General features: G+C 71.1%; 12 protein-coding genes. 10 read left to right on the plus strand and 2 right to left on the minus strand.

Annotated elements, in window-relative coordinates; genetic code table 11:
* The first annotated feature begins 6 nt into the window (after positions 1-6).
* From OG599_RS27550 to OG599_RS27565, 4 genes are all read left to right on the plus strand, one after another.
* Positions 7-1,512 (plus strand): FAD-dependent oxidoreductase, encoded by a 1,506-nt coding sequence (locus tag OG599_RS27550; protein ID WP_327178663.1) that lies wholly within the window; start codon positions 7-9, stop codon positions 1,510-1,512.
* Positions 1,513-1,835: 323 nt separating this feature from the next.
* Complete coding sequence (locus OG599_RS27555; protein ID WP_327178664.1) at positions 1,836-3,035, plus strand: cytochrome P450 family protein; 1,200 nt, start codon at positions 1,836-1,838, stop codon at positions 3,033-3,035.
* Positions 3,036-3,134: 99 nt separating this feature from the next.
* Positions 3,135-4,400: a beta-ketoacyl-[acyl-carrier-protein] synthase family protein gene (locus OG599_RS27560; RefSeq protein WP_327178665.1), complete on the plus strand. Its 1,266-nt coding sequence runs from the start codon at positions 3,135-3,137 to the stop codon at positions 4,398-4,400.
* Positions 4,393-5,643 (plus strand): ketosynthase chain-length factor, encoded by a 1,251-nt coding sequence (locus tag OG599_RS27565; RefSeq protein WP_327178666.1) that lies wholly within the window; start codon positions 4,393-4,395, stop codon positions 5,641-5,643. The genes OG599_RS27560 and OG599_RS27565 overlap by 8 nt, the downstream gene beginning before the upstream one ends.
* A gap of 99 nt (positions 5,644-5,742) precedes the next feature.
* Here OG599_RS27565 and OG599_RS27570 read toward each other — a convergent pair whose 3' ends face one another.
* Positions 5,743-6,747, minus strand: a complete 1,005-nt coding sequence (locus OG599_RS27570; protein ID WP_327178667.1) for a ketoacyl-ACP synthase III family protein — start codon at positions 6,745-6,747, stop codon at positions 5,743-5,745.
* Positions 6,748-6,995: 248 nt separating this feature from the next.
* Here OG599_RS27570 and OG599_RS27575 point away from each other — a divergent pair, with 248 nt between their 5' ends.
* The 4 genes from OG599_RS27575 to OG599_RS27590 all read left to right on the plus strand — a co-directional run bounded on the left by OG599_RS27575 (position 6,996) and on the right by OG599_RS27590 (position 10,162).
* Positions 6,996-7,256, plus strand: a complete 261-nt coding sequence (locus OG599_RS27575) for an acyl carrier protein (RefSeq protein ID WP_327178668.1) — start codon at positions 6,996-6,998, stop codon at positions 7,254-7,256.
* 42 nt (positions 7,257-7,298) lie between these two features.
* Positions 7,299-8,108 carry a class I SAM-dependent methyltransferase gene (locus OG599_RS27580; protein WP_327178669.1) on the plus strand — a complete coding sequence of 270 codons (810 nt, stop codon included), beginning with the start codon at positions 7,299-7,301 and terminating at the stop codon, positions 8,106-8,108.
* A 573-nt stretch (positions 8,109-8,681) separates the two neighbouring features.
* Positions 8,682-9,338 carry a response regulator transcription factor gene (locus OG599_RS27585; RefSeq protein ID WP_327178670.1) on the plus strand — a complete coding sequence of 219 codons (657 nt, stop codon included), beginning with the start codon at positions 8,682-8,684 and terminating at the stop codon, positions 9,336-9,338.
* A 74-nt stretch (positions 9,339-9,412) separates the two neighbouring features.
* Positions 9,413-10,162, plus strand: coding sequence for an SDR family oxidoreductase (locus OG599_RS27590; RefSeq protein ID WP_327178671.1), 750 nt, complete (start codon positions 9,413-9,415; stop codon positions 10,160-10,162).
* Between the two features lie 75 nt (positions 10,163-10,237).
* Here the strand turns inward: OG599_RS27590 and OG599_RS27595 are convergent, their stop codons facing one another.
* Positions 10,238-11,050, minus strand: a complete 813-nt coding sequence (locus tag OG599_RS27595) for an AfsR/SARP family transcriptional regulator (RefSeq protein WP_327178672.1) — start codon at positions 11,048-11,050, stop codon at positions 10,238-10,240.
* A 221-nt stretch (positions 11,051-11,271) separates the two neighbouring features.
* Between OG599_RS27595 and OG599_RS27600 the strand changes: the two genes are divergently transcribed.
* Both OG599_RS27600 and fabV read left to right on the plus strand, forming a co-directional pair.
* Complete coding sequence (locus OG599_RS27600; protein ID WP_327178673.1) at positions 11,272-24,675, plus strand: type I polyketide synthase; 13,404 nt, start codon at positions 11,272-11,274, stop codon at positions 24,673-24,675.
* A complete protein-coding gene (gene fabV / locus OG599_RS27605) occupies positions 24,662-25,861 on the plus strand; it encodes an enoyl-[acyl-carrier-protein] reductase FabV (protein ID WP_327178674.1) in 1,200 nt (399 codons plus the stop codon). Before OG599_RS27600 ends, fabV begins: the two co-directional genes overlap by 14 nt.
* The last annotated feature ends 21 nt before the right edge of the window (positions 25,862-25,882 follow it).

The following is a 25,882-nucleotide window of genomic DNA, read 5'->3' on the forward strand; positions in this document are numbered from 1 at the left end:
CCACGGGTGCGACGTACCCGTGAGGAAAACACCGTTCTCATTCTCGGAGGGACAAGCATGCGCGTAGTGATCGTCGGAGGCGGCACGGTCGGGTTGTGCACCGCCGTCTTCCTCGCCCGTCAGGGTGTCTCGGTCCATGTGCTGGAGCGCCGGGCACAGGTCAACGACCATCCGCGGGCCTTCGGCATCACGGACCGGTCGGCGGAGATCCTCCGGGAGGCCGGCATCGACATCGAGACGGACCATCTCGTCCGGGGCCTCATGACGGGCACGAGCCTGGCCGATCTGACCACCGTCACGGCCAAGTTCGAGCCGCCGGAGATCGGCCCGGCGAAGCTGGGAAGCTGCCCGCAGGACCGGGTCGACCGGGCCGCGCTGGCACGGCTGCGGGAGCTCGGCGGCCAGGTGGACTTCGACAGCGAGGTGGTCGCGGTGACGGACGGCGGCGTCACCACCGCGGACGGCAGGACCGTCACGGCGGACTACGTGATCGCCGCCGACGGAGTCCGCAGCCGGATGCGTGACCTGCTCGGCATCGGCGTGACCGGCCCGGGACCGCTGAGCAGTTCGCACATGCTCAACGTGCTGTTCCGCGCGGAACTGCCCACCCCGCCGACGTCCATGACGTTCCTGCGCAACGAGCGGGCGTCCGGGATCCTGCTGAAGGTAGACGAGACCGGCCGCTGGGTCTTCCACATCCCGAACGGTGACCCGGAGACCCCCGTCGAGCGGATCCAGCAGCAGATCAGGGACGCCACCGGCGTCAGCGACATCGAGCCGGAGATCATCAGCCTGCTGCCCTGGTCGTCGACGGCGCGGGTCGCCGACCGCTTCCGGCAGGGCAACGTCTTCCTCGTGGGTGACGCGGCCCACGTGGTGCCGCCGGTCGGGGGTCTCGGACTCAACGTGGGTATCGCCGACGGCCACAACCTGGCGTGGAAACTGGCCGCCGGCGGTGACGCGCTGCTCGACACCTACGAGGCCGAGCGCCGGCCGGTCGCGCTGTTCACCATGCGACAGACCGTGCTCCGCGCCGAGAACCGTGACCTGCACTGGGACAATGACGCGAGCCGGGCCGCCGACCGGGCGGCCGTGGGCATGGCGGGCATCATGATCCCCGTGATCGGCTACCGGTACGACTCCGGCGCGGTGGTCGACCCGGAGCCGCTCTCCGACATGGAGAACCTCGTCCTGGACGGCGCCCCGGGCAGCCGCCTGCCGCACCGGTGGCTTCCGGACGGACGGTCCACGGTCGACCTCGTCGACGGATTCACGCTGATCACCGGGACCGCGGCCGACCACTGGCTGGACGCGGCACGGGACCTGGGCATCACGGCGCACGCGGTCGAAGGGTGGGCCGAGGCCGCAGGCATCAAGGAGGACGGCGCCGTGCTCGTCCGCCCGGACGGGTTCGTCGGCTGGCGTACGGCCACCACACGGCATGCCGTGGAGACCAGCACGCAGCACCTGCGGGACGTCCTCGACCGGATCCTGTGCCGGCAGAAGGCCTGACGCGGATCCGTATCCCTGGCATGCGGTCGACACCGGCACGGTCGGTGTCGGCCGCATGCTGTCTCGGCGCCGGGAGGCGCCCCGGACCGCCTCCGTACGCCCCCCTCCTTGGGTCGAACCACACACGAACTCGCCTCGAACCGCTGCCGCGAGCATCGGCGCCATGTGGTCCCTCGACCACCGACCTCGAGCGAACGCGCGCTCGGCGCGCCCTGTTCGCGGATGTTCCCCGCGTGATGGTGAAGGCCGGGCCGGCAGGGATCAGGTCCGGGTGGGACGCGAGGCCGGTCAGGAACCGAACACCGAGGCAGAGGAGGCGGAGGATGGATTTCGGCGCTGATCCCTATCCCGAGTACGCGTGGTTACGTGCGGAGGAACCGGTCCGGCAGGTCCTGGAGGGCCGCGGCCTTTACGGACTGCTGGTGACCCGGTACGAGGACGTGCGGAAGCTGCTGTCCGATCCCCGGATGAGCAAGGACCCGCGCAACGCACCGCTCGACTGGCAGGAGGCGGGCAAGGGGAGACCGCTGGAGGACCGGACCGGGCTCGGGACGCATCTGCTGACCACGGACGCGCCCGAACACACGCGGCTGCGCCGGCTGGTCTCGACCGCCTTCACCGCCCGCCGCGTCGAGGGCCTGCGCGCACAGGTGCAGCACATCACGGACGGGCTCCTCGACACGATCGTGCCCCGCGGGCAGGCCGAGCTGATCGGCGACTTCGCGTTCCCGCTGGCGATCACTGTGATCTGTGAACTGCTGGGAGTGCCCAAGGCGGACCAGGACGTGTTCCGCCAGTGGACGAAGGACTTCCGGCGGTGGACGAACACCGACTCCGCCCAGGCCGACCGCGGTGACGCGCGGCCGGTCGGACTGCGCGACCTCCTCGAATATCTGACCCGACTGGTCGAGAAGCGCCGTCAGGACCCGGCCGACGGACTGGTCGACGCGCTGATCGCAGCCCGGGACGACGACGACCGGCTGAACGAGGCCGAGTTGCTGTCCATGATGTCCCTGCTGCTGGTCGGCGGCTTCGAGACGACGGTCAATCTGATCGGCAACGGCACCCTGGCCCTGCTGCGCCACCCCGACCAACTCGCCCTGCTGCGCGAGCGACCGGACCTGGTGGACTCGGCGCTGGAGGAGATGCTGCGGTACGACGGGTCGTTCGAGACGGCGACGTGGCGGTTCCCGCTCGAACCCATCGAGGTGGCGGGCACGCGCATCGAGAAGGGCCACCCGGTGCTCCTGTCCCTGGCATCGGCCAACCGGGACGGGGCGAAGTTCCCGGCACCGGACGACTTCGACGTCACCCGCGCGGACCCCGCGCACGTGGCCTTCGGGCGGGGTGCGCACTTCTGCCTCGGTGCTCCCCTGGCCCGGCTGGAGGGCCGGATCGCGTTCCACGGACTGCTGCGCCGGCTGCCCGGCCTTGCGCTGTCCGTACCGCCGGAGCAGTTGCGATGGCAGCGGAGCCTCACGGTCCGCGGACTGGAAGCCCTGCCGGTCACCTTCGATGCCTGACCCCGGCATCGACGATTCCGTTTTCTCGCCATGGACCGTCATCAGAAAAGAGACCCACATGCCGAATACAGCAGTCAGCGCGCGAGCGGTGAGGGCACGATGACCCGCCGGATCGCCATCACGGGTATCGGAGTGCGCGCCCCGGGCGGAGCAAACGCCAAGGAGTTCTGGGAGCTGATCTCCTCCGGCACCTCGGCCATACGGACCATCTCGCTCTTCGACGCGTCCGGGTTCCGCTCCCGGATCGCGGGCGAGTGCGATTTCGACCCGGTCGCGGAGGGCTTCTCCGCGCAGGAGATCCGGCGCATGGACCGGAGCGCGCAGCTCGCCGTCGCCGCGACCAGGGAAGCCGTCGCGGACGCCGGACTCGACCTGGCCGAGACGGACCCGCATCGCTGCGGGGTCAGCGTCGGCAGCGCCATCGGCGGCACGATGAGCCTGGACCGGGAGTACAACGTGCTCTCCGACGGCGGACGCAAGTGGCTCCTCGACCACGAGTACGCGGTGCCGCACATGTACAACTATCTCGTCCCGACGTCGATCGCCGCGGACGTGGCCTGGACGGCCGGGGCGGAAGGCCCCGTGTCCCTGGTGTCCACGGGATGCACCGCGGGCATCGAGTCGGTGTCCCACGCGGCGCGGCTGATCCGCGAGGGCTCCGCCGACGTGATGCTGGCCGGCGGCTCGGACGCATCCCTCTCACCGATCTGCGTCGCCTGCTTCGACGCGATCAAGGCGACGACGCCGCGCAACGACGAACCGGCCACCGCGTCCCGCCCGTTCGACCGCACCCGGAACGGCTTCGTGCTTGCCGAAGGCAGCGCGATGCTGGTGCTGGAAGAGCTGAACCACGCTAGGGAACGCGGCGCGCGCGTCTACGCGGAGATCGGCGGATGGGACGTGCGTGCCAACGCGTACCACATGACCGGACTCAGGACCGAGGGCCCGGAACTGGCCAAGGCCATCGAGGTGTCGCTGCGGATGGCCGGGCGGGTGCCCGAGCAGGTCGACTACGTGAACGCGCACGGCTCCGGTACGAAGCAGAACGACGCGCACGAGACCGACGCGTTCAAGCGCACTCTCGGCGACCACGCCTACCGGACGCCGGTCAGTTCGATCAAGTCCATGATCGGGCACTCGCTGGGCGCGATCGGCTCGATCGAGATCGCGGCATGCGCGCTGGCCATCGACGCCGGGCTCATTCCGCCGACCGCCAACCTGCACGAACCCGACCCGGAACTGGGGCTCGACTACGTGCCGCTGGCGGCGCGACAGGCGGACCTGCGGACGGTGCTCAAGGTCGGCAGCGGGTTCGGCGGTTTCCAGAGCGCCATGGTGCTGACCAAGGGGGAATCCGATGAGTAGGGCAGTCCCGGAGAATGACAACGGCACGACGCCGGAGCGTCCTCGTGCGGTGATCACCGGTCTCGGGGTGGTCGCGCCGAACGGGTTCGACACCGACGAGTACTGGGACGCCGTCCTCCACGGGCGGGGCGGCATCGACCGGGTCACCCGCTTCGATCCGGAGCAGTACCCGGCCACACTGGCGGGCGAGGTGGCCGACTACGACGTGCGCGCGTACATCCCCGGACGTCTGGTGCCGCAGACCGACCAGACCACCCGGCTGGTGCTGATCGCGGCGGACGCCGCTGTCCGGGACTCCTCGCTCGATCCGGCCGCGCTCCCGGAGGACCAGGTCGGCATCGTCACCGGTCTCTCCGCGGGCGGGCTCGAGTACAGCCAGCGCGAGCTGGAGAAGCTCTGGAGCCTCGGCAGCGACCATGTGAGCGCCTATCTCTCGTTCTCGTGGTTCTACGCGGTGAACACGGGTCAGATCTCCATCCGGCACGGGTGGCACGGCCCCGGCGGCGTCCTGACCGGGAACACCAGCGGCCTGGACGCCATAGCGCAGGCCCGCCGGCACGTGGTCGACGGCCTGCCGGTGGTGATGTGCGGCGCCGTGGAGAGCGCGATGTGCCCGCTCGGGTGGACGATCGAGCTGACCACCGGCCGGATGAGCACGGTCGCCGACCGGACCCAGGCCTACCTGCCGTTCGACACCGCCGCGTCCGGCTACGTACCCGGAGAGGGCGGCGCCATGGTCGTCGTCGAGGAGGCCGGACACGCGCGCGGCCGCGGCGCCCGGCCGTACAGCGAGATCGCCGGGTACGCCACCACCTTCGACCCGCGGCCCGGTTCGGCACGGGAGCCCGGGCTGCGCCGGGCGATCGAGTCCGCGCTGTCGGACGCCGGTGTGACGCCCGACGAGGTCGACGTCGTGTTCGCGGACGCGGCCGGGGTCGGCGAACTCGACCGCGCGGAAGCCGCCGCCCTCACCGCCGTCTTCGGTCCACGGGGTGTTCCGGTGACCGCGCCGAAGACGATGACCGGCCGGCTGTACTCCGGTGGCCCGGCGCTCGACGTGGCCACGGCGTCGTTGAGCATGCGGCACGGCGTCATCCCGCCGATGATCAATGTGACCGACCCCGTCCGGTCCGACCAGCTCGACCTGGTGCTCGACCGGCCGAGGGAGACGACCGTGTCCACCGCTCTGGTGCTGGCCCGCAGCGACGGCATCAACTCCGCAATGGTGCTGACGGCGGCATGACGAACGCCGGTGGCAGCCGTCCATGATGGCTGCCACCGGCGTCGCCCCGGACGAGGCACCCGCTGGTGACACGGGCACCTCGACTCGGTGTCCTCCGGCTCACGGCCTGGCGATGATCTCCAGGATGCCAGCCGTCCAGGTGAAGCCGGCGCCGACGCCTGCCAGCAGGCACGTCTGCCCCGGCTCCAGTGCGCCCTCGGAGACGAGATGGGCGAGACCGGCGAACTGGTCGCCCGCGCCGAGGTGCCCGACCCGCCGGCCCCAGGACCAGGTCGAGCGCTGCGGGTCGATGCCGAACGGGTCGAAGTACTGCGCCCGCATCCGGGTCCGGCCCAGGTTCGGCAGCACGTACCAGTCGATGTCGCCGAATTTGACGTCCGCCTGGGCACAGGCCCGGTCGAACGCCTCCCGTTGCCCCGCTTCGATGCGGTTGAGCAGGGCCTCCACCCCGAGTTCGCGCACCAGGGAGTCGCTGTTCAGGTCGATCGGCGCTCGCGCGGCCAACGGCGCGTCACTGAACCGTTCGCCCCGGCTGCCGTGCTCGAGCCCGGGATCCGACACCGTGACGAGTCCGCGGAGCCGGGCGAAGCCGGTGCGGGTGGACACCACCACCGCGGTGCCGGCGTCGCCGCATATGGTGCTCGGGTCGCTGCGCCACCGGTCGAAGCCGGGCAGGCTGAACCGGTCGGCCGTGGTGACCAGGGCGGTCGACCCGCCGTACGCGCGCAGGTGGCCGGCCGCGAGTTCCAGGGCGATCATGCCGCCGTTGGACATCTGGCGGACCTCGACGGCCGGGTAGGAGCCACCGCCGCAGAAGCGCTGGACGTACGACGCCGCCGGCCACATGTCATGACCTTGGTGGTACGCGCAGGCGTGCAGCAGCAGCTGCAGGTCCTCCGGCCCGACCTCGGCGCGCCCGAGGGCGTCCCGTGCCGCCAGCACCGCCATCTCCGGCGCCGACTTGTCCGGCGAGACGCACACCGACTCGATGCCGGTGTTCCAGACCCGCGCCCGATCGGCGAGGCCGGCCTGCTCCGCCTCGTCGAGTGTCAGCCGCTCGGGCAGCCACGAACTCGCGGCGGCGATGTAGAGTCCGTCGCTCATCTTCTTCCTCCCACGGATCGGATTGCCTCGGGTTTCCCCTATCCGGTCATGGTCGTCATGTCCGGCGGAGGCTCGTTCGAGGCCCAGGCGAGGCCTTGCCGTGGTGCGTACGAGAGGCCTTGCCGCGGTGCGCGCATCCCGACAGTCCCGAGGCCGAATACCGGGAGCCTCCGTCGACCGGAACTCGACTGGGTGTCGAAGCCTCCCGGTGATGTTGGTTTCGACCTCACGAGACGAAGGGATCGACAATGGCGACTTTCACTCAGGCGGACCTGGTGGGGCACATACGCCAGGCAGCCGGCGAGGACGAGGGATTCGACCTGGACGGCGATATCGCCGACATCACGTTCGCCGATATGGGCTATGACTCGGTCGCGATGGTGGAGGTGACGCTCCTGGTCGAGCGTGAACTCGGCATCGGCCTGCCCGAGGACGACAGGGCGAGCAAGAACTCGACCCCGAAGCAGTTCGTCGAACTGGTCAACGAGCTGCTGCCCGCGTCGATCTAGCCGCGGGGCCGGTGGCGTGGACGGCTCACCAAGGAGAAGACCATGTACAGCACAGAGCACGAGCAACGCTTCGACAACGGCGCCCCGGAAGCACCCGAGCAGCTCGGCCTGCTCTCCGAGATCCTCAACAGGGAGACCTTCCGCACCCTGGGTGAGGAGGTACGCGTCGGGCATGGGTGGCGTTGCTGGGAGGTGGGCGCCGGGGACGGCTCCGTCGCCCGCTGGCTGGCCGCCAGGGTGGGGACGTCCGGACATGTGGTGGCCAGCGACCTCAAGCCCCAGCACGTACCCAGCCATCCGCGGATCGAGGCGATCCGCCACGACCTCGTCGAGGACCCGTGGCCGGAGCCCGCGTTCGACCTCATTCACGCGCGGCTGGTGCTGATGCACGTGGCCGACAAGGAAGCGGTCGCGGCGAGGCTGGCCGCACATCTCCGGCCGGGCGGTGCGCTGGTGCTCACCGACTGGTACTGCGGTTGTGCCGACGAGGGCAACATCAAGTCCCCGGTCGACGCATACACGGCGCGCATCTTCCAGGAATACCACGACGGCGTGCACAAACTCGCCGGAGAAACCGGTATGGATTTCGAATGGGCGGCGCGTACGCCGGACGTTCTGTCCGCCGCCGGCTATCGGGACATCACGGTGCGCGACTTCCGGGCACCGGGGAAGGGCGGGGCGCCGACCGCGCGGCTCGCCCGGCTGCACAGCAGCATGCTGGAGCCTTTCCTGCTGAGTCAGACATCTCTGACCGAAGCCGACCTCTCCGTAATCCGGGAGAAACTCCTGGACCCGGAATTCGAGATGGTGACCAACCACACGTACACGACCGTCGTGCGGGTGCCGAAATAAAGGCGATCCGCAGGAAATAGGCGACGTCGAAAGAGAGGCTCCCAGGAGTTCCGAAGCGGTCGGCCGCCGCGGCGCGCGTCCTGACTCCGTCCGCCGCACGTACCGGCTTCAACGGTCACTGCAGGTCAAATTGGGACAGGCCACCGTGTACCCCCGGGTCGCGCTGTATCGCCCCCTCCGGGTGCCGCACGGTGGTTCCTGCCTGTTGAGCAGCCGTGAACCGAAGCAGTGGGGCAACGCCTGGCATGTACTCCCGGGCTTGCCGCCCTGAACTCTTTTACCAAGAAAGGTTAAAGCGGCTCGATTCGATCTTGTTGGGAAGTGGAGCCCCGGGCTACGGTATGTCGTACGCCAGCGAATAGGGGGGAGTTATGGCAGCTGTTGCGGCAAAAGCCTTAGCGGTAAAACGACATGCCAATTTCGCAGTCCGTAAAGTCAAGCGGGAGCTTGAATGGAAAACGGCAGAGCCTATCAGCGTCGGCTCCGTGACGGAGCCTGCAAGATTTTCCGCACGCCGCTTGGCGGGAATTCCGGCACCGTCGTGGGAACCGCCGCCCGATCCGGGGGCGCGGCATGCAGCCTGACCGCGCCGGCCAGTTGCGGATCGTACTGATCGACGACCACGCGCTGCTGCGCGAGGTGGTGTGCGAGACGCTCAACCTGGAACCGGACATGGTCGTCATCGGCGTCGCTGCCAGCGGTGCCGCCGGCATCGCGCACTGTGAGATCAAACAGCCCGACGTCGTGCTGCTCGACGGGAACATTTCTGACGAGTCGGTGACCGAAACAGTGCATGCCATCCGCTCCGCCTCGCCGAACGCGAGAACCCTGATCGTCAGCATGCCCGACGATCCGGCGCTGGTGCGCCAATTGCTCGACTGCGGCGTCCGGGGCTATCTGAACAAGTCGGCGAGCCGGAACGACCTGGTGTCCAGTATCCGCGCGGTGTGCGCGGACAACATCCGCATCGTGCTCCACGTATCCGTCGAGGCGCTGACGCACATCGCCACGACGGCGAACTGCCAAGACAAGCTCACCCGGCGGGAGATGGAAATCCTGACCCTGGTGAGCAAGGCCATGAGCAACCGGCAGATCTCGCGGCGACTGACCATCGCCGAGGGAACCGTGAAGCGCCACCTGGGCACCATCTTCACGAAGTTGGGCGCTCGCTCCCGGCTCGAAGCGGTCAACAAGGCGGTTTCCATCGGGCTCATCGCCCGCGCCGGGTGAAACGCCGGGAGAAATGCCGCCGGCTGACAAGGCGCAAGAACCGCAGGCGCAGATCAAGGGAAGGTACGCAGACTGTGGCAAGCTTAAAGGGCAAGACCGCGCTGGTGACGGGCGGTCGGACCGGTCTCGGCTTCGGCATCGCCACCGCGTTGGTGGAGCGGGGCGCGAACGTCGTGATCACTTCACGCAATGAGGACGAGCTGCGTAAGGCGGCCGCCGCACTCGGCGAGGAACGGGCCCTCGCGGTCGCCGGTGACGCCCGCGACCCCGAGCACCAGCGGATCGCGGTGGAGACCGCCGTCGACCGGTTCGGATCCCTCGATCTGCTGGTCAACAACGTCGGCGGTACGGAGCGGACCGCCCGCCGGTTGGTCGATGTCGATGGGGCGTCGTACCGGCGCACCGTCGAGATCAACCTGATGTCCGCCCTGACCTGGGTCCAGACGGCCTGGCACGGCTGGCTCGGCGAGCACGGCGGCGCCATCGTCAACATCTCCTCCATCGCAGGCGAACTCGCCGTTCCCGACGGCACGGCCTACGGGACGGCCAAGGCGGCGCTGAACCACTTCACCCGGCAGATGGCGAACGAGCTCGCCCCCGCGGTCCGGGTGAACGGCGTCGCGTCCGGCACGGTCCTCACCGACTTCACCCGGGCGAACGTCGAGGGCAGGGAGGACAAGGTCATCGGCTCCATCCCGCTGAGGCGCCTCGGCGAACCCGCCGACGTGGGCGCCGCCGTGGCCTTCCTGCTGTCCGACGAGGCGTCCTGGATCACCGGACACACCCTGGTCGTCGACGGCGGCCGGCTCCTGCACAACAGGTAGGACGACACCGGCGCGGTCGAGGATCGCCGCGAGGCGATCCTCGATCCGTCCCCGTGGCCTTCCGCGCGGCGGTGACTACCGGGTGAGCTGCTCCGCGAGGGGCCTCCCCGAGACCCCCCAGTCCGACCAGGAGTCGCGTCCGGCCAGCACCTCCTGATGGAGTTCCCGCAGCATCCCCGAGGGTTCGAGGCCGAGTTCGGCGGACAGCGTCCGGCGCAGATGCTGGTAGGCGACGAGCGATTCGTTCCGCCTGCCGCTGGAGGCCAACGCCTTGATCAGCTGCGCGTGGTACCACTCGTTGAGCGGGTCGGCCAGCACCATCGCCTTCAGCTCCCCGACCAGTTCCCGGTGCCGTCCCAGCATTGCGTCCGCCTGGATGCGCAGTTCGACGGTGTGCGCCCGCTGCTCCGTGAGATGGACGACGTGCGCCTGGATCGACGGGCCGGCGGTCACATCGGCGAGCGCCGGCCCCGACCAGAGATCGAGGGCCTGTCGCAGTAACCGCGCGGCCGCGGCCGGATCGCCGGCGGCGAGCGCGGTCCGCCCCTGCTTGGCCAGCCGGAGAAACGCTCCCAGGTCGAGCTGGTCCGGGTCCACCCGGAGCATATAGCCGGTGCCGCAGGTGGCGAGCACCTGCTCGACCGTACCCTCCGGCACCCACGGTTCGAACTGACGCCGCAGCTGGTAGATGTACGTCTGCGCGGTGGGGACGGCACTCTTCGGCGGTTTGTCACCCCATAGTTCATCGATGATCGCGTCGAGCATGACGATGTTGTTCGAGCGCAGGAGCAGCTGCGCCAGCACCCGCCGCGCCATCGGCGCGGTCGGCGTGCAGTCGCCCAGGTCGTTGGTGACGGTTAGGCGGCCGAGTACTCGGAATCGCAACACGGGCGAATGCCTCCACACAGTGATCGTCGGGTCGGGCCTCGATCCAGACTCTGCCGATCCCTTTGCCGGGCAGGCAATGCTGCGAGGCGAAGGTCCCACCCCGGTGACCGAGTCGGATCGTGTCCTCTACAACCTTCGTCGCATTGCCGGGACGAGAGGTTTGCGAGCGGCGGCACCGGCCGAGCCCACCCTTCCCGAGAGCAGAGTGAGATTCCGCTGTCATGACAGAGAACTTCGTGAAAACGAGTGGTCAGGACGTCGTCGCGGTGGTCGGTCTGTCGTGCCGCCTTCCGGGCGCGAGCTCCCCCGAGGCGTACTGGGAGCTGCTCGCGGCCGGCCGGGAGGCCGTCGGTGGGATTCCCGCGGACCGCGCCGTCCACATCGGCACACGGGTGGCCAGGGCCGGTCTGCTCGACGGCGTCGCGGACTTCGACGCGGGCTTCTTCGGGGTGTCGCCCCGCGAGGCCGCGGCGATGGACCCACGGCAGCGGCTGATGCTGGAACTCGCGTGGGAAGCGCTCGAACACGTGGGAGTCGACCCGTCGGCGGTGCGGGGCAGCCGGGCCGGAGTCTTCCTCGGGGCGATGGGGGACGACTACGCCGGTCTGGTGCGCGACCAGGGCGCCGGAGCGATCGACAGCTTCACCCTGTCCTCGCTCCAGCGTGGTGTCCTCGCGAATCGGATCTCCTTCTTCCTGGGACTGTCCGGCCCGAGCGTGGTCGTGGACTCGGCACAGTCCTCCGCTCTGGTCGCCGTGCACCAGGCGTACGAGAGCGTGCGGCGCGGGGAGTCGGCGTGGGCGCTCGCGGGCGGGATCAACCTGATCCTCTCGCCGGAGTCGACGGCGACCGCGAGCGAGTTCGGCGCGTTGTCGCCGGACGGCCGCTGCTACACGTTCGACGCGCGCGCCAACGGCTACGTGCGCGGCGAGGGCGCCGGCCTGGTCGTGCTCATGCCCCTGGCGGACGCCCACGCGTACGGCCACGACGTCGTGTGCGTGATCCGCGGCGGAGCAGTGAACAACGACGGCGGCGGCGAGCAGCTCACCACTCCGAGCCGGGCGGGGCAGGAGGACGTCCTGCGGGCGGCCCTCACCGACGCCGGGACGCGGTCCGCCGAGGTCGGATATGTGGAGCTGCACGGCACCGGAACCCCGGTGGGGGACCGCGTGGAGTCGGCGGCGCTGGCCGCGGTCTTCGCCGACCGGGACCGGCCGCTGGTGGTGGGGTCGGCGAAGACCAACGTGGGGCACGCGGAGGGAGCGGCGGGGGTCGTCGGCCTCATCAAGGCGGCCCTGGCCGTCCAGCACGGCCAGGTCCCGGCGAGTCTGAACTTCGCCGCCCCGGCGGACGACATCCCGCTCGCCGAGCTGGGCATCGAGGTCGCCGCCGAGCTGCGCGTATGGCCCGGCGACGAGCCGCGGGTGGCCGGCGTGTCCTCGTTCGGGATGGGCGGCACGAACTGCCATCTGGTGCTCGCGCAGGCCCCGGATCCGTCCCCGGCCGAGGAGAACCACGGCGTGAGGGCGGGCACCGTTCCCTGGCTCGTGTCCGGCGGCACCGAGCGGGCCCTGCGGGTCCAGGCCGAACGGCTGGCCGGGCACCTCGCCGCACAGGACGGCCCGGACGCGCTCGACATCGGGCTCTCGCTGGCGACCACCCGTGCCGCGCTGCCGCACCGCGCCGTCGTCATCGGCGAGGACCCGGCCGAGCTGAGCGAGGGACTGGCCGCGCTGGCGGCGAACCAGCCGGCGCCGAACGTCGTGTCCGGTGAGGTCGCCGAGGGCGGGACGGCCTTCATGTTCACCGGGCAGGGCGCGCAACGAACCGGCATGGGACGGGATCTGTACGCGCGTTTCCCCATGTTCGCCAAGTCCTTCGACGCGGTGTGCGCGGAACTGGATCCGTCGCTGGGTGGAGAGCTGCGGGAGATCGTGTGGTCCGACGCGGACCTGCTCGGCCGGACCCGGTACACGCAGGCGGCGCTGTTCGCGCTGGAGACGGCGCTGTTCAGGCTGATGGAGTCGTTCGGAGCGCGTCCGACGCATCTGATAGGCCATTCGATCGGTGAGGTCACGGCCGCGCACGTCGCGGGGGTGCTGTCGCTGTCCGACGCCTGCACGCTCGTCGAGGCGCGCGGACGGCTGATGCAGGCGGCCCCGTCCGGTGGGGCGATGGTGGCCGTCAACGCCGACGAGGGCGACGTGCGGGCGCTGCTGCCCGCGTCAGGGGTGAGCATTGCCGCCGTCAACGGGCCCCGCTCGGTGGTGATCTCCGGAGACGCCGACGCGGTGCTCGCGACCGCGGAGTCCTTCCGCGCCGCAGGAGTGAAGACCAAGCGGCTGAACGTCAGCCACGCGTTCCACTCCCACCATCTCGACGGAGTTCTCGACGAGTTCGCCGACGCCATCCGCGGGCTGACCTTTCACGCTCCCCGGATCCCCGTCGTCTCGAACCTCACCGGACGCCCCGCCACCACGGACGAGCTGACCGGCCCCGACTACTGGGCACGCCAGATCCGGGGCACCGTCCGCTTCGCCGACGGCATCCGCGCCCTGCACGACGCGGGCGTCTCCCGCTACCTCGAGCTCGGCCCCGACCCCGTACTCGCCGGCATGGCCCGGGAGACCCTCGCCGAGCAGGCGCCGGCGGCGGTGGCCACGCTGCGCACCGGGCAGGCGGAGGTCCGCACCCTGCTCAGGGCGCTCGGCACCCTGCATGCCACGGGGGCGCCGGTGGACTGGACGCCTCTGTTGGACGGCGGCCGCAGGGTCGCGCTGCCCACGTACGCCTTCCAGCGCCGCCGGCACTGGATCGGCGAGGCACGCGAGGCCGCGCCCGCCGCGGAGCCGGCGCGGGTCCACGACCGCGAGAGCCTGCTCGATCTGGTGCGCAACCATCTCGCGGCCGTTTTGGGGTACGACGCGGCCGACATGACGCCGCTGACGTCGTTCAAGGACCTCGGCCTGACGTCGCTCACCGCGGTCGAGCTGTGCGCCGGGCTGTCCTCGGAGCTGGGTCTGGCCCTGCCGGGATCGCTGGTGTTCGACCACCCCACCCCCGATCGGTTCGCGGCGTTCCTGCACGCGGAGCTCACCGGGCACGGCGACGCGGAGGGCGCGCCGAGCGTCCCGGCATTTCGTGACGGCGACGCCGACGATCCGATCGCCATCGTCGGGATGGGCTGCCGGTTTCCCGGTGGCGTGTCGTCGCCGGAGGCTCTGTGGGAGCTGGTGCGGTCGGGTCGGGACGCCGTGTCCGAGCTGCCTCGCGATCGTGGCTGGGATCTGGAGAACCTGTTCGACCCGGACCCGGAGACCTCCGGGCGGACGTACGTCCGGCAGGGCGGGTTCCTCGACGACATCGCCGGTTTCGACGCAGGATTCTTCGGGGTGTCGCCGCGCGAGGCGCTGGCGATGGATCCGCAGCAGCGGCTGCTTCTGGAGACCGCCTGGGAGACGCTGGAGGACGCCGGGATCGAGCCCGGTTCGCTGCGCGGCAGCAACACGGGCGTGTTCATCGGCGCCATGGCGGGCGACTACGGCCCGCGCCTCGACACCCCGCACGGCGGGGTCGACGGATACGTGCTCACCGGAAACACCGGGAGCGTCACATCGGGGCGGTTGGCGTACTTCCTGGGTTTGGAGGGGCCGGCGGTGACGGTGGACACGGCGTGTTCGTCGTCGCTCGTGGCGTTGCATCAGGCCGTCCGGGCGGTGCGGAGCGGTGAGTGTTCGCTCGCGGTGGCCGGTGGCGTGACCGTGATGTCCTCGCCCGGGGTGTTGGTGGAGTTCTCCCGGCAGCGTGGGTTGTCCGCTGATGGTCGGTGCAAGGCGTTCGCGGAGTCGGCCGATGGGACCGGCTGGGGTGAGGGCGCGGGTCTGGTGGTGCTGGAGCGGTTGTCCGTGGCGCGTGCGCGGGGGCATCGGGTGTTGGCGGTGCTGCGGGGTTCGGCGGTGAACCAGGACGGTGCGTCGAACGGGTTGACGGCTCCGAACGGTCCGTCGCAGCAGCGTGTGATTCGTCTGGCGCTGGCGGATGCGGGGCTGGGCGCGGGTGATGTGGATGTGGTGGAGGCGCACGGTACGGGGACGAAGCTCGGTGATCCGATCGAGGCGCAGGCGTTGCTGGCCACGTATGGGAAGGGGCGTTCGCAGGATCGGCCGTTGTGGCTGGGTTCGCTGAAGTCGAACATCGGTCACACGATGGCTGCGGCGGGGGTCGGTGGTGTGATCAAGATGGTGGAGGCGCTGCGTCGTGGGGTGCTGCCCGCCACGTTGCATGTGGATGAGCCGACGTCTCATGTGGACTGGAGTGCCGGGGGAGTTCGGTTGCTGACCGAGTCGCGTGAGTGGCGTTCGGAGGGCCGGCCGCGTCGTGCGGGGGTGTCGTCGTTCGGGATCAGTGGCACCAACGCTCATGTGATCTTGGAGCAGGCGCCGCCGACCGAACAGTCGGTGCCGCCGGAGACCGTGCCGCCGATGGAATCGGTGTCTCTCACGGAGCAGGGGGGGCCGGTCGGGTGGGTGTTGTCGGCGCGGAGCGAGGAGGCGCTGCGGGCCCACGCGGGCCGGATCGCCGAGGCCGCCGCTGATACCGGGGTGCCGTTGGAGGACGTGGCGGCGACGCTGGCCGCCCGTACGGCGTTCGAGCGGCGTGGCGTGGTGGTCGGTTCCACGCGCGAGGAGTTGTTGGAGGGTCTGCGGTCACTGGCCGAGGGCGCTGCCACCGAGGGTGTGGTGACGGGGGTCGCCGGGGTCGGCAGGACGGTGTTGGTGTTTCCGGGGCAGGGTTCGCAGTGGGGTGCGATGGCGCGGGAGTTGTATGCGAGCGCTCCGGTGTTCAGGGCCCGTCTCGAGGAGTGTGCGAAGGCGCTGTCCGCCTTTGTGGAGTGGGATCTGCTGGATGTGCTGCTGAGCGATGACGGTGGTGTGCTGCTGTCGCGGGTGGATGTGGTGCAGCCGGCGTTGTTCGCAGTGATGGTGTCGTTGGCCGCGTTGTGGGAGGCGCATGGAGTGCGCCCGGATGCGGTCGTGGGGCATTCGCAGGGGGAGATCGCTGCCGCGTGTGTGGCGGGGGCCCTGTCGCTGGAGGACGCGGTGCGTGTGGTGGCGTTGCGCAGTCAGGCGATCCGGGCCTTGGCCGGGCGGGGCGGGATGGTGTCGGTCGCGCTGTCGGTGGACGAGGTGCGGCCGCGTCTGGAGCGGTGGGGCGGCGATATCGAGATCGCCGCGATCAACGGTCCCACGTCCACCGTCGTCTCCGGCAGCGCGGGGGCTCTCGACGAGCTGCAGGCCGCGTTCGAGGCCGAGGGCGTGCGTACCTGGCGCATCCCCGTCGACTACGCCTCGCACTCCCGGCACGTGGACGAGATCCGTGATCAGGTGGTGGACCTGCTGACCCCGATCCGTCCTCGGTCCGGTGAGGTCCCCTTCTACTCGACCGTCACCGGGCGGCGGATCGACACCACCGCACTCGACGCGGACTACTGGTTCCGCAACCTGCGCAACACCGTCGAGTTCGAAGCCGCCACCCGGTTGCTCCTCGAAGACGGCCATGACGTGTTCATCGAGTCCAGTCCCCACCCGGTTCTGGCTCCGGGCGTGCAGGAGACCATCGACAGCACGCACACTCCGGCCCGCGCTATCGGGACTCTGCGTCGCCACAACGGCGACCTGGCCGCCTTCCTGCGCTCCACCGGCGAGGCGTTCACCGCCGGCGCCACCACTCAGCACACGCCCGCACGTCCGCACGACGGCCGTCATGCCGACCTGCCGACCTACCCCTTCCAGCGGACGCGGTACTGGCTCGAGCCCGACACGAGCAGACGTGACATCGCCGCCATCGGGCTGACCGCGGCCGGCCATCCCCTGCTCGGCGCGGTCACCGAGGGGGCGACCAGCCTGGTCCTCACCGGTCGGATCTCCCTGGCCACGCACCCCTGGCTGGCCGACCACCAGGTGGCCGGCACCCTCGTGGTGCCCGGCGCCGCCTTCGCCGAGCTGGCGGTGCACGCCGCCGACCGGGTCGACTGCGGCACCGTACGTGAGCTGACCGTGCAGACTCCGCTCGTCCTGCCCGAGCACGGCGCGGTCAGGCTGCGGGTGGAGATCGGCGAGCCGCCCACCGGCGACGGTGCGCGACCGATTCGTATCGACGCACGGCCGGACGCGGGCACCGACACCCCTTGGACGTGTCACGCGACGGGTGTCCTGGACGCCGAGACGCCGTCCCCGGACTGGGACCTCACGGCCTGGCCCCCCGCCGGGGCACGGCCCGTGGACGTTTCCTACGAGACCCTGGCCGCCCAGGGGTACCACTACGGTGCGGTGTTCCAGGGGCTGCACCGGATGTGGCGCCACAACGACCACGTCTACGCCGAGATCGCCCTCGCCACCGAGCCCGACGCCTTCGCCATCCACCCCGCCCTCCTCGACGCCACCCTCCACGCCGCACTCATGAGTCAGGTCCTGCCGAGCGACGGCCGGATACGACTGCCGTACGCGTGGGAAGGCGCCACGCTGTACGCCTCCGGCGCCTCCACGCTGCGCGTGTCCGTGACGACCGTGGGGGACAACGCGATACGGTTGCGCGCGGCGGACGGCGTCGGCATGCCCGTGGCAGAGGTGGCGTCGCTGGCCATGCTTCCGGCCGACCTCGCCGACCTCGGCTCCGCGGCCGTCAGCCGGGACTCCCTGCTGCGCCTGGAGTGGACACCCGCCCCGTCGGCGGACGCGGCACCGCCCACCCGGCTCTCGCTGCTCGGCCACGACCCGTTCGGCCTGCGCGCGGCGACGGCGGACGGCGTCGACTGGCGACGGTTCACCGAACTGTCCGCGATACCCGGCGACTCGTCCGACGTGGTCGTGTGCATCGAAGGGGACGAGACGGCAGACGTCCCCGGAGCCGCCCGCACGGCGCTGTACCGTGCGCTCGACCTGGTTCGGGCCTGGGTGTCCGACGAACGCTTCGGGGACGCGCGGCTGGTCGTGGTGACCCGGCGCGCGGTGATGACCGGATCCGGCGAGCCCGCACCGGACCTGTCCACCGCGCCCCTCTGGGGGCTGCTCCGCTGCGCGCAGAGCGAGCATCCCGGCCGGCTGATCCTGGCCGACGTGGACGGGGACGCTCGCTCGTCGGCCGCGCTGCCGTCCGCGCTGGCCGGCGGCGCCACCCAGTTCGCGCTGCGTGACGGGCGTGTCTTGGTGCCGAGACTGGCCAGGGCGAGCTCCCAGGACGGCCCACGGGGACCCGAGGGCATGTCAGGGCGGCCGGAGTCCGAGGGCTGGAGCGGGCCGGAGGCGCCGTCACGGTGGGACACCGACGGCACCGTGCTGCTCACCGGAGGTACCGGAACACTCGGCAGGCTGTTCGCCCGGCACCTGGTCACGCAGCACGGGGTGCGGCACCTGCTGCTGGTCTCCCGGCGCGGACCGGACACCCCGGGAGCCGCGGACCTGGTCGCCGAGCTGTCCGGGCTGGGCGCCGAGGTGACGATCGCCGCGTGCGACGTGGCCGACCGGGGTGCGCTTTCGGCACTGCTCGCGGCAGTCCCGGCGAACCACCCGCTCACCGGCGTGGTGCACGCCGCCGGGACCCTGGACGACGGGCTGATCGCCGGGATGACACCGGAGAAGATCGACGCCGTCCTCACGCCGAAGCTGGACGCGGCGTGGAACCTGCACGACCTGACCAAGGACCTCGGGCTGTCCGCGTTCGTGCTGTTCTCCTCGATCATGGGCACGATCGGCAACGCGGGCCAGGCGAACTACGCCGCCGCGAACGTGTTCCTTGACGCGCTCGCCCAGTACCGCCACGCCACCGGACTTCCGGCGACCTCGCTCGCGTGGGGGTTCTGGAGCGAGCGCAGCGAACTTACCCGCGGCCTGAACGACGCGGACATCGCCCGCATGGCGCGCACCGGGCTGAAGCCGCTTCCGTCGGACGAGGGCGTCGCGCTGTTCGACGCGGCGTTCGCCCGAGGTGAGGCCACCGCTGCACCGGTCGCGCTCGACCTGGACCGGCTGCGTGCGCAGGCCGCGGGGGCGACCCTGCCGGAGGTGCTGCGCGGGCTGGTCCGGGCGCGGCGCGCGGCGACCGCCGTCACGGCGACCGCGTCGACGCTCGCCGACCGGCTGGCCGGCCGCCCGGCCGAGGACGTCGACCGCGAGCTGCTCGATCTGGTGCGCTCCCACACCGCCACCGTGCTCGGCCACGCCGGCGCCGACTCCGTACAGCCGGCCGTCGCGTTCAGGGAGCTCGGCCTCGACTCGCTGTCCGCGGTGGAACTCCGCAAGCGGCTCAACGAGGTCACCGGACTGCGGCTGTCGGCCACCGTGGTGTTCGACCGGCCGACCCCGTCCGTGCTGGCCGCGTTCCTGCGCGAGGAGCTGTTCGGCGGGAGCACCCAGGCCGTCGCTCCGGCCGCTGCGGCCGCCACGGCGGAGGACGACGATCCGGTCGCCGTCGTCGGGATGGGCTGCCGGTTTCCCGGTGGCGTGTCGTCGCCGGAGGCTCTGTGGGAGCTGGTGCGGTCGGGTCGGGACGCGGTCGGCGGGCTGCCTCGCGATCGTGGCTGGGATCTGGAGAACCTGTTCGACCCGGACCCCGGACGGACCGGCAAGAGCTACGTGGACAAGGGCTACTTCCTCGACGACGCGGGGGAGTTCGACGCCCGGTTCTTCGGGGTGTCGCCGCGCGAGGCGCTGGCGATGCACCCGCAGCAGCGGCTGCTTCTGGAGACCGCCTGGGAGACGCTGGAGGACGCCGGGATCGAGCCCGGTTCGCTGCGCGGCAGTAACACGGGCGTGTTCATCGGCGCGATGTCGCAGGACTACGGGCCGCCGATGCACGAGGGTTCCGCGGAGGCCGATGGGCTGCTGCTCACCGGTACCAGTGGGAGCGTCACATCGGGGCGGTTGGCGTACTTCCTGGGTTTGGAGGGGCCGGCGGTGACGGTGGACACGGCGTGTTCGTCGTCGCTCGTGGCGTTGCATCAGGCCGTCCGGGCGGTGCGGAGCGGTGAGTGTTCGCTCGCGGTGGCCGGTGGCGTGACCGTGATGTCCTCGCCCGGGGTGTTGGTGGAGTTCTCCCGGCAGCGTGGGTTGTCCGCTGATGGTCGGTGCAAGGCGTTCGCGGAGTCGGCCGATGGGACCGGCTGGGGTGAGGGCGCGGGTCTGGTGGTGCTGGAGCGGTTGTCCGTGGCGCGTGCGCGGGGGCATCGGGTGTTGGCGGTGCTGCGGGGTTCGGCGGTGAACCAGGACGGTGCGTCGAACGGGTTGACGGCTCCGAACGGTCCGTCGCAGCAGCGTGTGATTCGTCTGGCGCTGGCGGATGCGGGGCTGGGCGCGGGTGATGTGGATGTGGTGGAGGCGCACGGTACGGGGACGAAGCTCGGTGATCCGATCGAGGCGCAGGCGTTGCTGGCCACGTATGGGAAGGGGCGTTCGCAGGATCGGCCGTTGTGGCTGGGTTCGCTGAAGTCGAACATCGGTCACACGATGGCTGCGGCGGGGGTCGGTGGTGTGATCAAGATGGTGGAGGCGCTGCGTCGTGGGGTGCTGCCCGCCACGTTGCATGTGGATGAGCCGACGTCTCATGTGGACTGGAGTGCCGGGGGAGTTCGGTTGCTGACCGAGTCGCGTGAGTGGCGTTCGGAGGGCCGGCCGCGTCGTGCGGGGGTGTCGTCGTTCGGGATCAGTGGCACCAACGCTCATGTGATCTTGGAGCAGGCGCCGCCGACCGAACAGTCGGTGCCGCCGGAGACCGTGCCGCCGATGGAATCGGTGTCTCTCACGGAGCAGGGGGGGCCGGTCGGGTGGGTGTTGTCGGCGCGGAGCGAGGAGGCGCTGCGGGCCCACGCGGGCCGGATCGCCGAGGCCGCCGCTGATACCGGGGTGCCGTTGGAGGACGTGGCGGCGACGCTGGCCGCCCGTACGGCGTTCGAGCGGCGTGGCGTGGTGGTCGGTTCCACGCGCGAGGAGTTGTTGGAGGGTCTGCGGTCACTGGCCGAGGGCGCTGCCACCGAGGGTGTGGTGACGGGGGTCGCCGGGGTCGGCAGGACGGTGTTGGTGTTTCCGGGGCAGGGTTCGCAGTGGGGTGCGATGGCGCGGGAGTTGTATGCGAGCGCTCCGGTGTTCAGGGCCCGTCTCGAGGAGTGTGCGAAGGCGCTGTCCGCCTTTGTGGAGTGGGATCTGCTGGATGTGCTGCTGAGCGATGACGGTGGTGTGCTGCTGTCGCGGGTGGATGTGGTGCAGCCGGCGTTGTTCGCAGTGATGGTGTCGTTGGCCGCGTTGTGGGAGGCGCATGGAGTGCGCCCGGATGCGGTCGTGGGGCATTCGCAGGGGGAGATCGCTGCCGCGTGTGTGGCGGGGGCCCTGTCGCTGGAGGACGCGGTGCGTGTGGTGGCGTTGCGCAGTCAGGCGATCCGGGCCTTGGCCGGGCGGGGCGGGATGGTGTCGGTCGCGCTGTCGGTGGACGAGGTGCGGCCGCGTCTGGAGCGGTGGGGCGGCGATATCGAGATCGCCGCGATCAACGGTCCCACGTCCACCGTCGTCTCCGGCAGCGCGGGGGCTCTCGACGAGCTGCAGGCCGCGTTCGAGGCCGAGGGCGTGCGTACCTGGCGCATCCCCGTCGACTACGCCTCGCACTCCCGGCACGTCGACCGACTGCGCGAGAACGTCATGGATCTGCTGGCGCCGATCACCCCGCGAGCCGGTGACCTCCGCTTCTACTCGACCGTCACCGGGCGGCGGATCGACACCACCGCACTCGACGCGGACTACTGGTTCCGCAATCTCCGCGAAACCGTCGAGTTCGAGGCCGTCACCCGGTTGTTGCTGGCGGACGGTTTCGACACCTTCATCGAATGCAGTCCGCACCCGGTTCTGGTCGCCGGTGTGCAGGAGACCATCGACAGTACGAACGTGCCTGCCCGCGGTCTCGGGACGCTGCGCCGCCACCACGGTGGCCTGGACAGCTTCCTGCGGTCGGCCGGGGAGGCCTTCACCGCGGGGGCCGTCGACCGCTGGAACCTGGCGGACCAGAGCCGTGGCGGACATGTCACCCTGCCCTCCTATCCGTTCGAGCGGACGCGGTACTGGCTGACCCCGGACAACAACCGTCGTGATGTCGGTGCGGTCGGGCTGACCGCAGCCGGTCATCCGCTGCTCGGCGCTGTCGTCGACGGTGCGGCCGGCACGGTCTTCACCGGCCGGGTGTCCCTGGCCACTCATCCCTGGCTGGCCGACCACCAGGTGGCCGGCACCCTCGTGTTCCCCGGTGCCGCGTTCGTGGAGCTGGCGGTGTACGCGGCCGACCGGGTCGGCGCCGGCAGCATCCGTGAGCTGACCGTGCGGTCCCCGCTCGTCCTGCCCGAGCACGGCGCCGTACGGCTGCGGGTGGAGGTGAGCGAGCCGGCCGCCGGTGAGAGCGGGCGTACGGTGCGGATCGACGCCCGGCCGGACACGGGCACGGCCACGTCCTGGACCTGTCACGCGACGGGTGTCCTGGACGCCGAGACGCCGTCCCCGGACTGGGACCTCACGGCCTGGCCCCCCGCCGGGGCACGGCCCGTGGACGTCTCCTACGAGACCCTGGCCGCCCAGGGGTACCACTACGGTGCGGTGTTCCAGGGGCTGCACCGGATGTGGCGCCACAACGACCACGTCTACGCCGAGATCGCCCTCCCCACCGAGCCCGACGCCTTCGCCATCCACCCCGCCCTCCTTGACGCCACCCTCCACGCCGCGTGCACCGAGGGCCCCCGGCTGGCGACGTCGTGGCGCGGAGTGGCCGTGCACGCGGTTGGCGCGTCCGCCCTGCGGGTGCGGATTGGCCCGGACCGCGCCGGCTCGGTGTCGGTGACGCTGGCCGACACCGTGGGCGATCCGGTCGCCGAGTTCACCGTCGGCACCACGCCCGTCGAACCCGGGGAGCTGCGGGCCGCCGGGGTCGTACAACTCGGCGTGCTCCACCGGGAGGCATGGGTCGACCACCTCGCGAAGTCGTCGCCCCGGCAGGCGAGCTGGGCCGTCGTGGGAGCGGATCCGCTCCGCGCCGCGGCGGGGCTGACGGCCGCAGGCGTGTACGCCCGGGCATACCCGGGACTCGACGCCCTGGCCGAAGCCGACGGGGACGCGCCGGACTATCTGCTGCTCACCGTGCCGGCGGGCGCGGAGGTCGCCGCCGCCGTGCGGGAGACACTGAGCCGGCTGAACGCGGTGCCGTCGACCGAGAGGCTCGCCACGGCGACCGTGGTGTTCCTGACCACCGCCGCCGTGCCGGCCTTCGACCCTGCCGGCGCCGACCTCGCGGGCGCCGCGGTGTGGGGGCTTGTCCGGTCCGCGCAGGCGGAGAACCCCGGACGGTTCGTCCTCGCCGACGTGGACGCCGACGAGGCGTCCTGGCGTGCGCTGCCGAGGGCCGTCATGTCCGGCGAGCCGCAGTTGGCCCTGCGCGAGGGTCGGGGCAGGGTGCCACGGCTCACCCCGGGCGCACCGGCGGGCACGACGGAGCGGTTCGCCGGCCACGAGGGCACCGTGCTGATCACCGGCGGGACCACACCCATGGGCGAGCGACTGGCGCGGCACCTCGTCGCCGTGCACGGGGTACGGCATCTGCTGTTCACCGGCGCCGAAGCCCCCGAGCCGACCGCGGAACTCACCGCGCTGGGCGCCGCCGTCACCACCGCGGCGTGCGATCCGGCCGACCGCACGGCGCTGCGGGAGCTGATCGGCCGTCTGCCCGCGGAGCATCCGCTGACCATGGTCGTGCACATACCGCAGGCTCCGCCGCACGACAGGACCCTGTCTGCGCCACCGTCCCAGGCCCCGGACGTGCTCGCCGAGGTGGTGGGCGCGATGGTCGGTGCCGCGGAGGTCCTCGACCAGGAGATCGGGGAGGCCACCCTCGTCCTGTGCTCGTCGTTCGTCGGAACCGTCGGTGGTGCCGGAACCGCCGCCACGGCCGCGTCGGCGGCCGCGCTGGACGCGCTGGCCCGACGGCGCCGGGCGCGCGGCGCCCCCGCGGTGTCGCTGGCCTGGGGGCCCTGGGCGGCGGGCGACGCACCGTCCCGTGGCGGGAACGCGGGAGTGGGCGTGCTGGGGGCGCGGGAGGCCGTCGCGCTGTTCGACACCGCTTGCCGTGCGGACGAACCCGTGTGGATCCCGGCCAGGCTGGATCTGGCCGAGCTGACCAGGCAGGCCGAGGCCGGGGAGGCGCTGCCGCCGCTGTTCAGGTCGCTGGTCAAGACCACCGGCAAACGCACGGCGAGCGGAGGCACGGTCTCGGTCACATCGCTGCGGCAACGGCTCGCGTCGATGGCGGAGGCCGAACAGGACCGGACGCTGTCCGGCCTGATCTCCACACAGATCTCGGCAGTGCTCGGGCTGGAGTCGGCCGACGTGGTGCGGCCGAACCAGATCCTGCTCGACTTCGGCTTCGACTCGCTGTCCATCCTGACCCTGCGGAACCGCCTCGCCTCGGCGACCGGTGTGCGTCTGGACATCGCGTCGATGTTCCACCGGTCGACACCGGACGACCTGGTCCAGCACCTCAAGCAGGCACTGCTCGACAACCGATCCGGCAGAGGAGCCGATGATGCACCCACCGATGACACAGTCTGAGCGCGTCGTGGAACCGACAGGACGTGGCTATCTTCTGCTCGACGCGCATCCGGCCGGATGCTTCCGCAGCGTGGAGCTGATGCGGGCCGAGGTGCCGGTCCCGGAGAAGCCACCGGCGCGGCGGCCGACGGCGCTGGTCATCGGGTCGAGCTCGGGCTACGGTCTGGCGAGCACGATCGCCGGGCTGGTGCGGTACGGCATCGACGGCGTGGGGATCGGCCTCGAACGGCCGGCCGGGCATCGCAGTGCGAGCGCCGGGTGGTACCGCACGGTCGCCACCGACGCGATCGCCCGCGAGCTCGGGGCGGACTTCTCGTTCCGCAACGCCGACGCCTTCGCCGACACCACGAAGACCGAGACGCTGGATCTGCTGGCCGAGCGGTTCGGCGGCGTGGACTACCTGATCTACAGCGTCGCCGCGCCCCGGCGCACCGAACCGCGGAGCGGCACGACCTACCAGTCGGTGCTCAAGCCGCTCGGCGCGCCGCACACCACCCGGAACCTGGAGTTCGCCGACGACGGAGCCGCGCAGGTGCGGGAGGTCACCGTCGCCCCGGCGACCGAGGCCGAGGCCGCCGCGACCGTGGGGGTCATGGGCGGCGAGGACTGGTCCCGCTGGATCACGGCGCTGGCCGAGCGCGGGCTGCTACGGAGCGGCTTTCGCACGGTCGCCCTCACGTACATCGGCTCGCCGCTGACCTCGGCGATCTACCGCGGGGGCACGATCGGCGCCGCCAAGGCCGACCTGGAGTCCACCGCGCGCGCCCTGACCGAGCGGCTGGCCGCGGTGGACGGCCGCGCCTTCACCTCGGTGAACGGCGCCCTGGTCACCCAGGCGCTGACCGCCATCCCGGGCATCCCGCTCTACGTGAGTCTGCTCCGTGGCGTTCTCGGCGACCGTTTCCCGTCCCCCGTGGCGCAGTCGCTCGACCTGTGGCACCAGCTCACCGCGCGCCGGCCCGACGTGGACGACTCCGGCCGCATCCGCCTCGATGGCTGGGAGCTGTCCGAGCCGGTCCAGGCGGCGGTGGCCGAACGCTGGCGGTCCATCACTCCCGCGACCGTCACCGCGCTGGCCGACACCGCGTGGTTCCGGGCCCAGTGCCGTGCCCTGTACGGCTTCGACGTCCCCGGCGTCGACTACACCGTCCCGGTCGAGACCGACGTGCCCTGGCCAGAGTCGTAGACATCGGAGTCCACCCATGGG

The sequence above is a fragment of the Streptomyces sp. NBC_01335 genome (assembly GCF_035953295.1).
Classification (GTDB): Bacteria; Actinomycetota; Actinomycetes; order Streptomycetales; family Streptomycetaceae; genus Streptomyces.

Bases quoted from the DNA above. Each gene is read 5' to 3' on its own strand.
- OG599_RS27580 (WP_327178669.1), top strand. From the start codon at position 7,299: ATGTACAGCACAGAGCACGAGCAACGCTTCGACAACGGCGCCCCGGAA.
- OG599_RS27600 (WP_327178673.1), top strand. From the start codon at position 11,272: ATGACAGAGAACTTCGTGAAAACGAGTGGTCAGGACGTCGTCGCGGTG.
- OG599_RS27585 (WP_327178670.1), top strand. From the start codon at position 8,682: ATGCAGCCTGACCGCGCCGGCCAGTTGCGGATCGTACTGATCGACGAC.
- fabV (WP_327178674.1), top strand. From the start codon at position 24,662: ATGACACAGTCTGAGCGCGTCGTGGAACCGACAGGACGTGGCTATCTT.
- OG599_RS27575 (WP_327178668.1), top strand. From the start codon at position 6,996: ATGGCGACTTTCACTCAGGCGGACCTGGTGGGGCACATACGCCAGGCA.
- OG599_RS27565 (WP_327178666.1), top strand. From the start codon at position 4,393: ATGAGTAGGGCAGTCCCGGAGAATGACAACGGCACGACGCCGGAGCGT.
- OG599_RS27560 (WP_327178665.1), top strand. From the start codon at position 3,135: ATGACCCGCCGGATCGCCATCACGGGTATCGGAGTGCGCGCCCCGGGC.
- OG599_RS27555 (WP_327178664.1), top strand. From the start codon at position 1,836: ATGGATTTCGGCGCTGATCCCTATCCCGAGTACGCGTGGTTACGTGCG.
- OG599_RS27570 (WP_327178667.1), bottom strand. From the start codon at position 6,747: ATGAGCGACGGACTCTACATCGCCGCCGCGAGTTCGTGGCTGCCCGAG.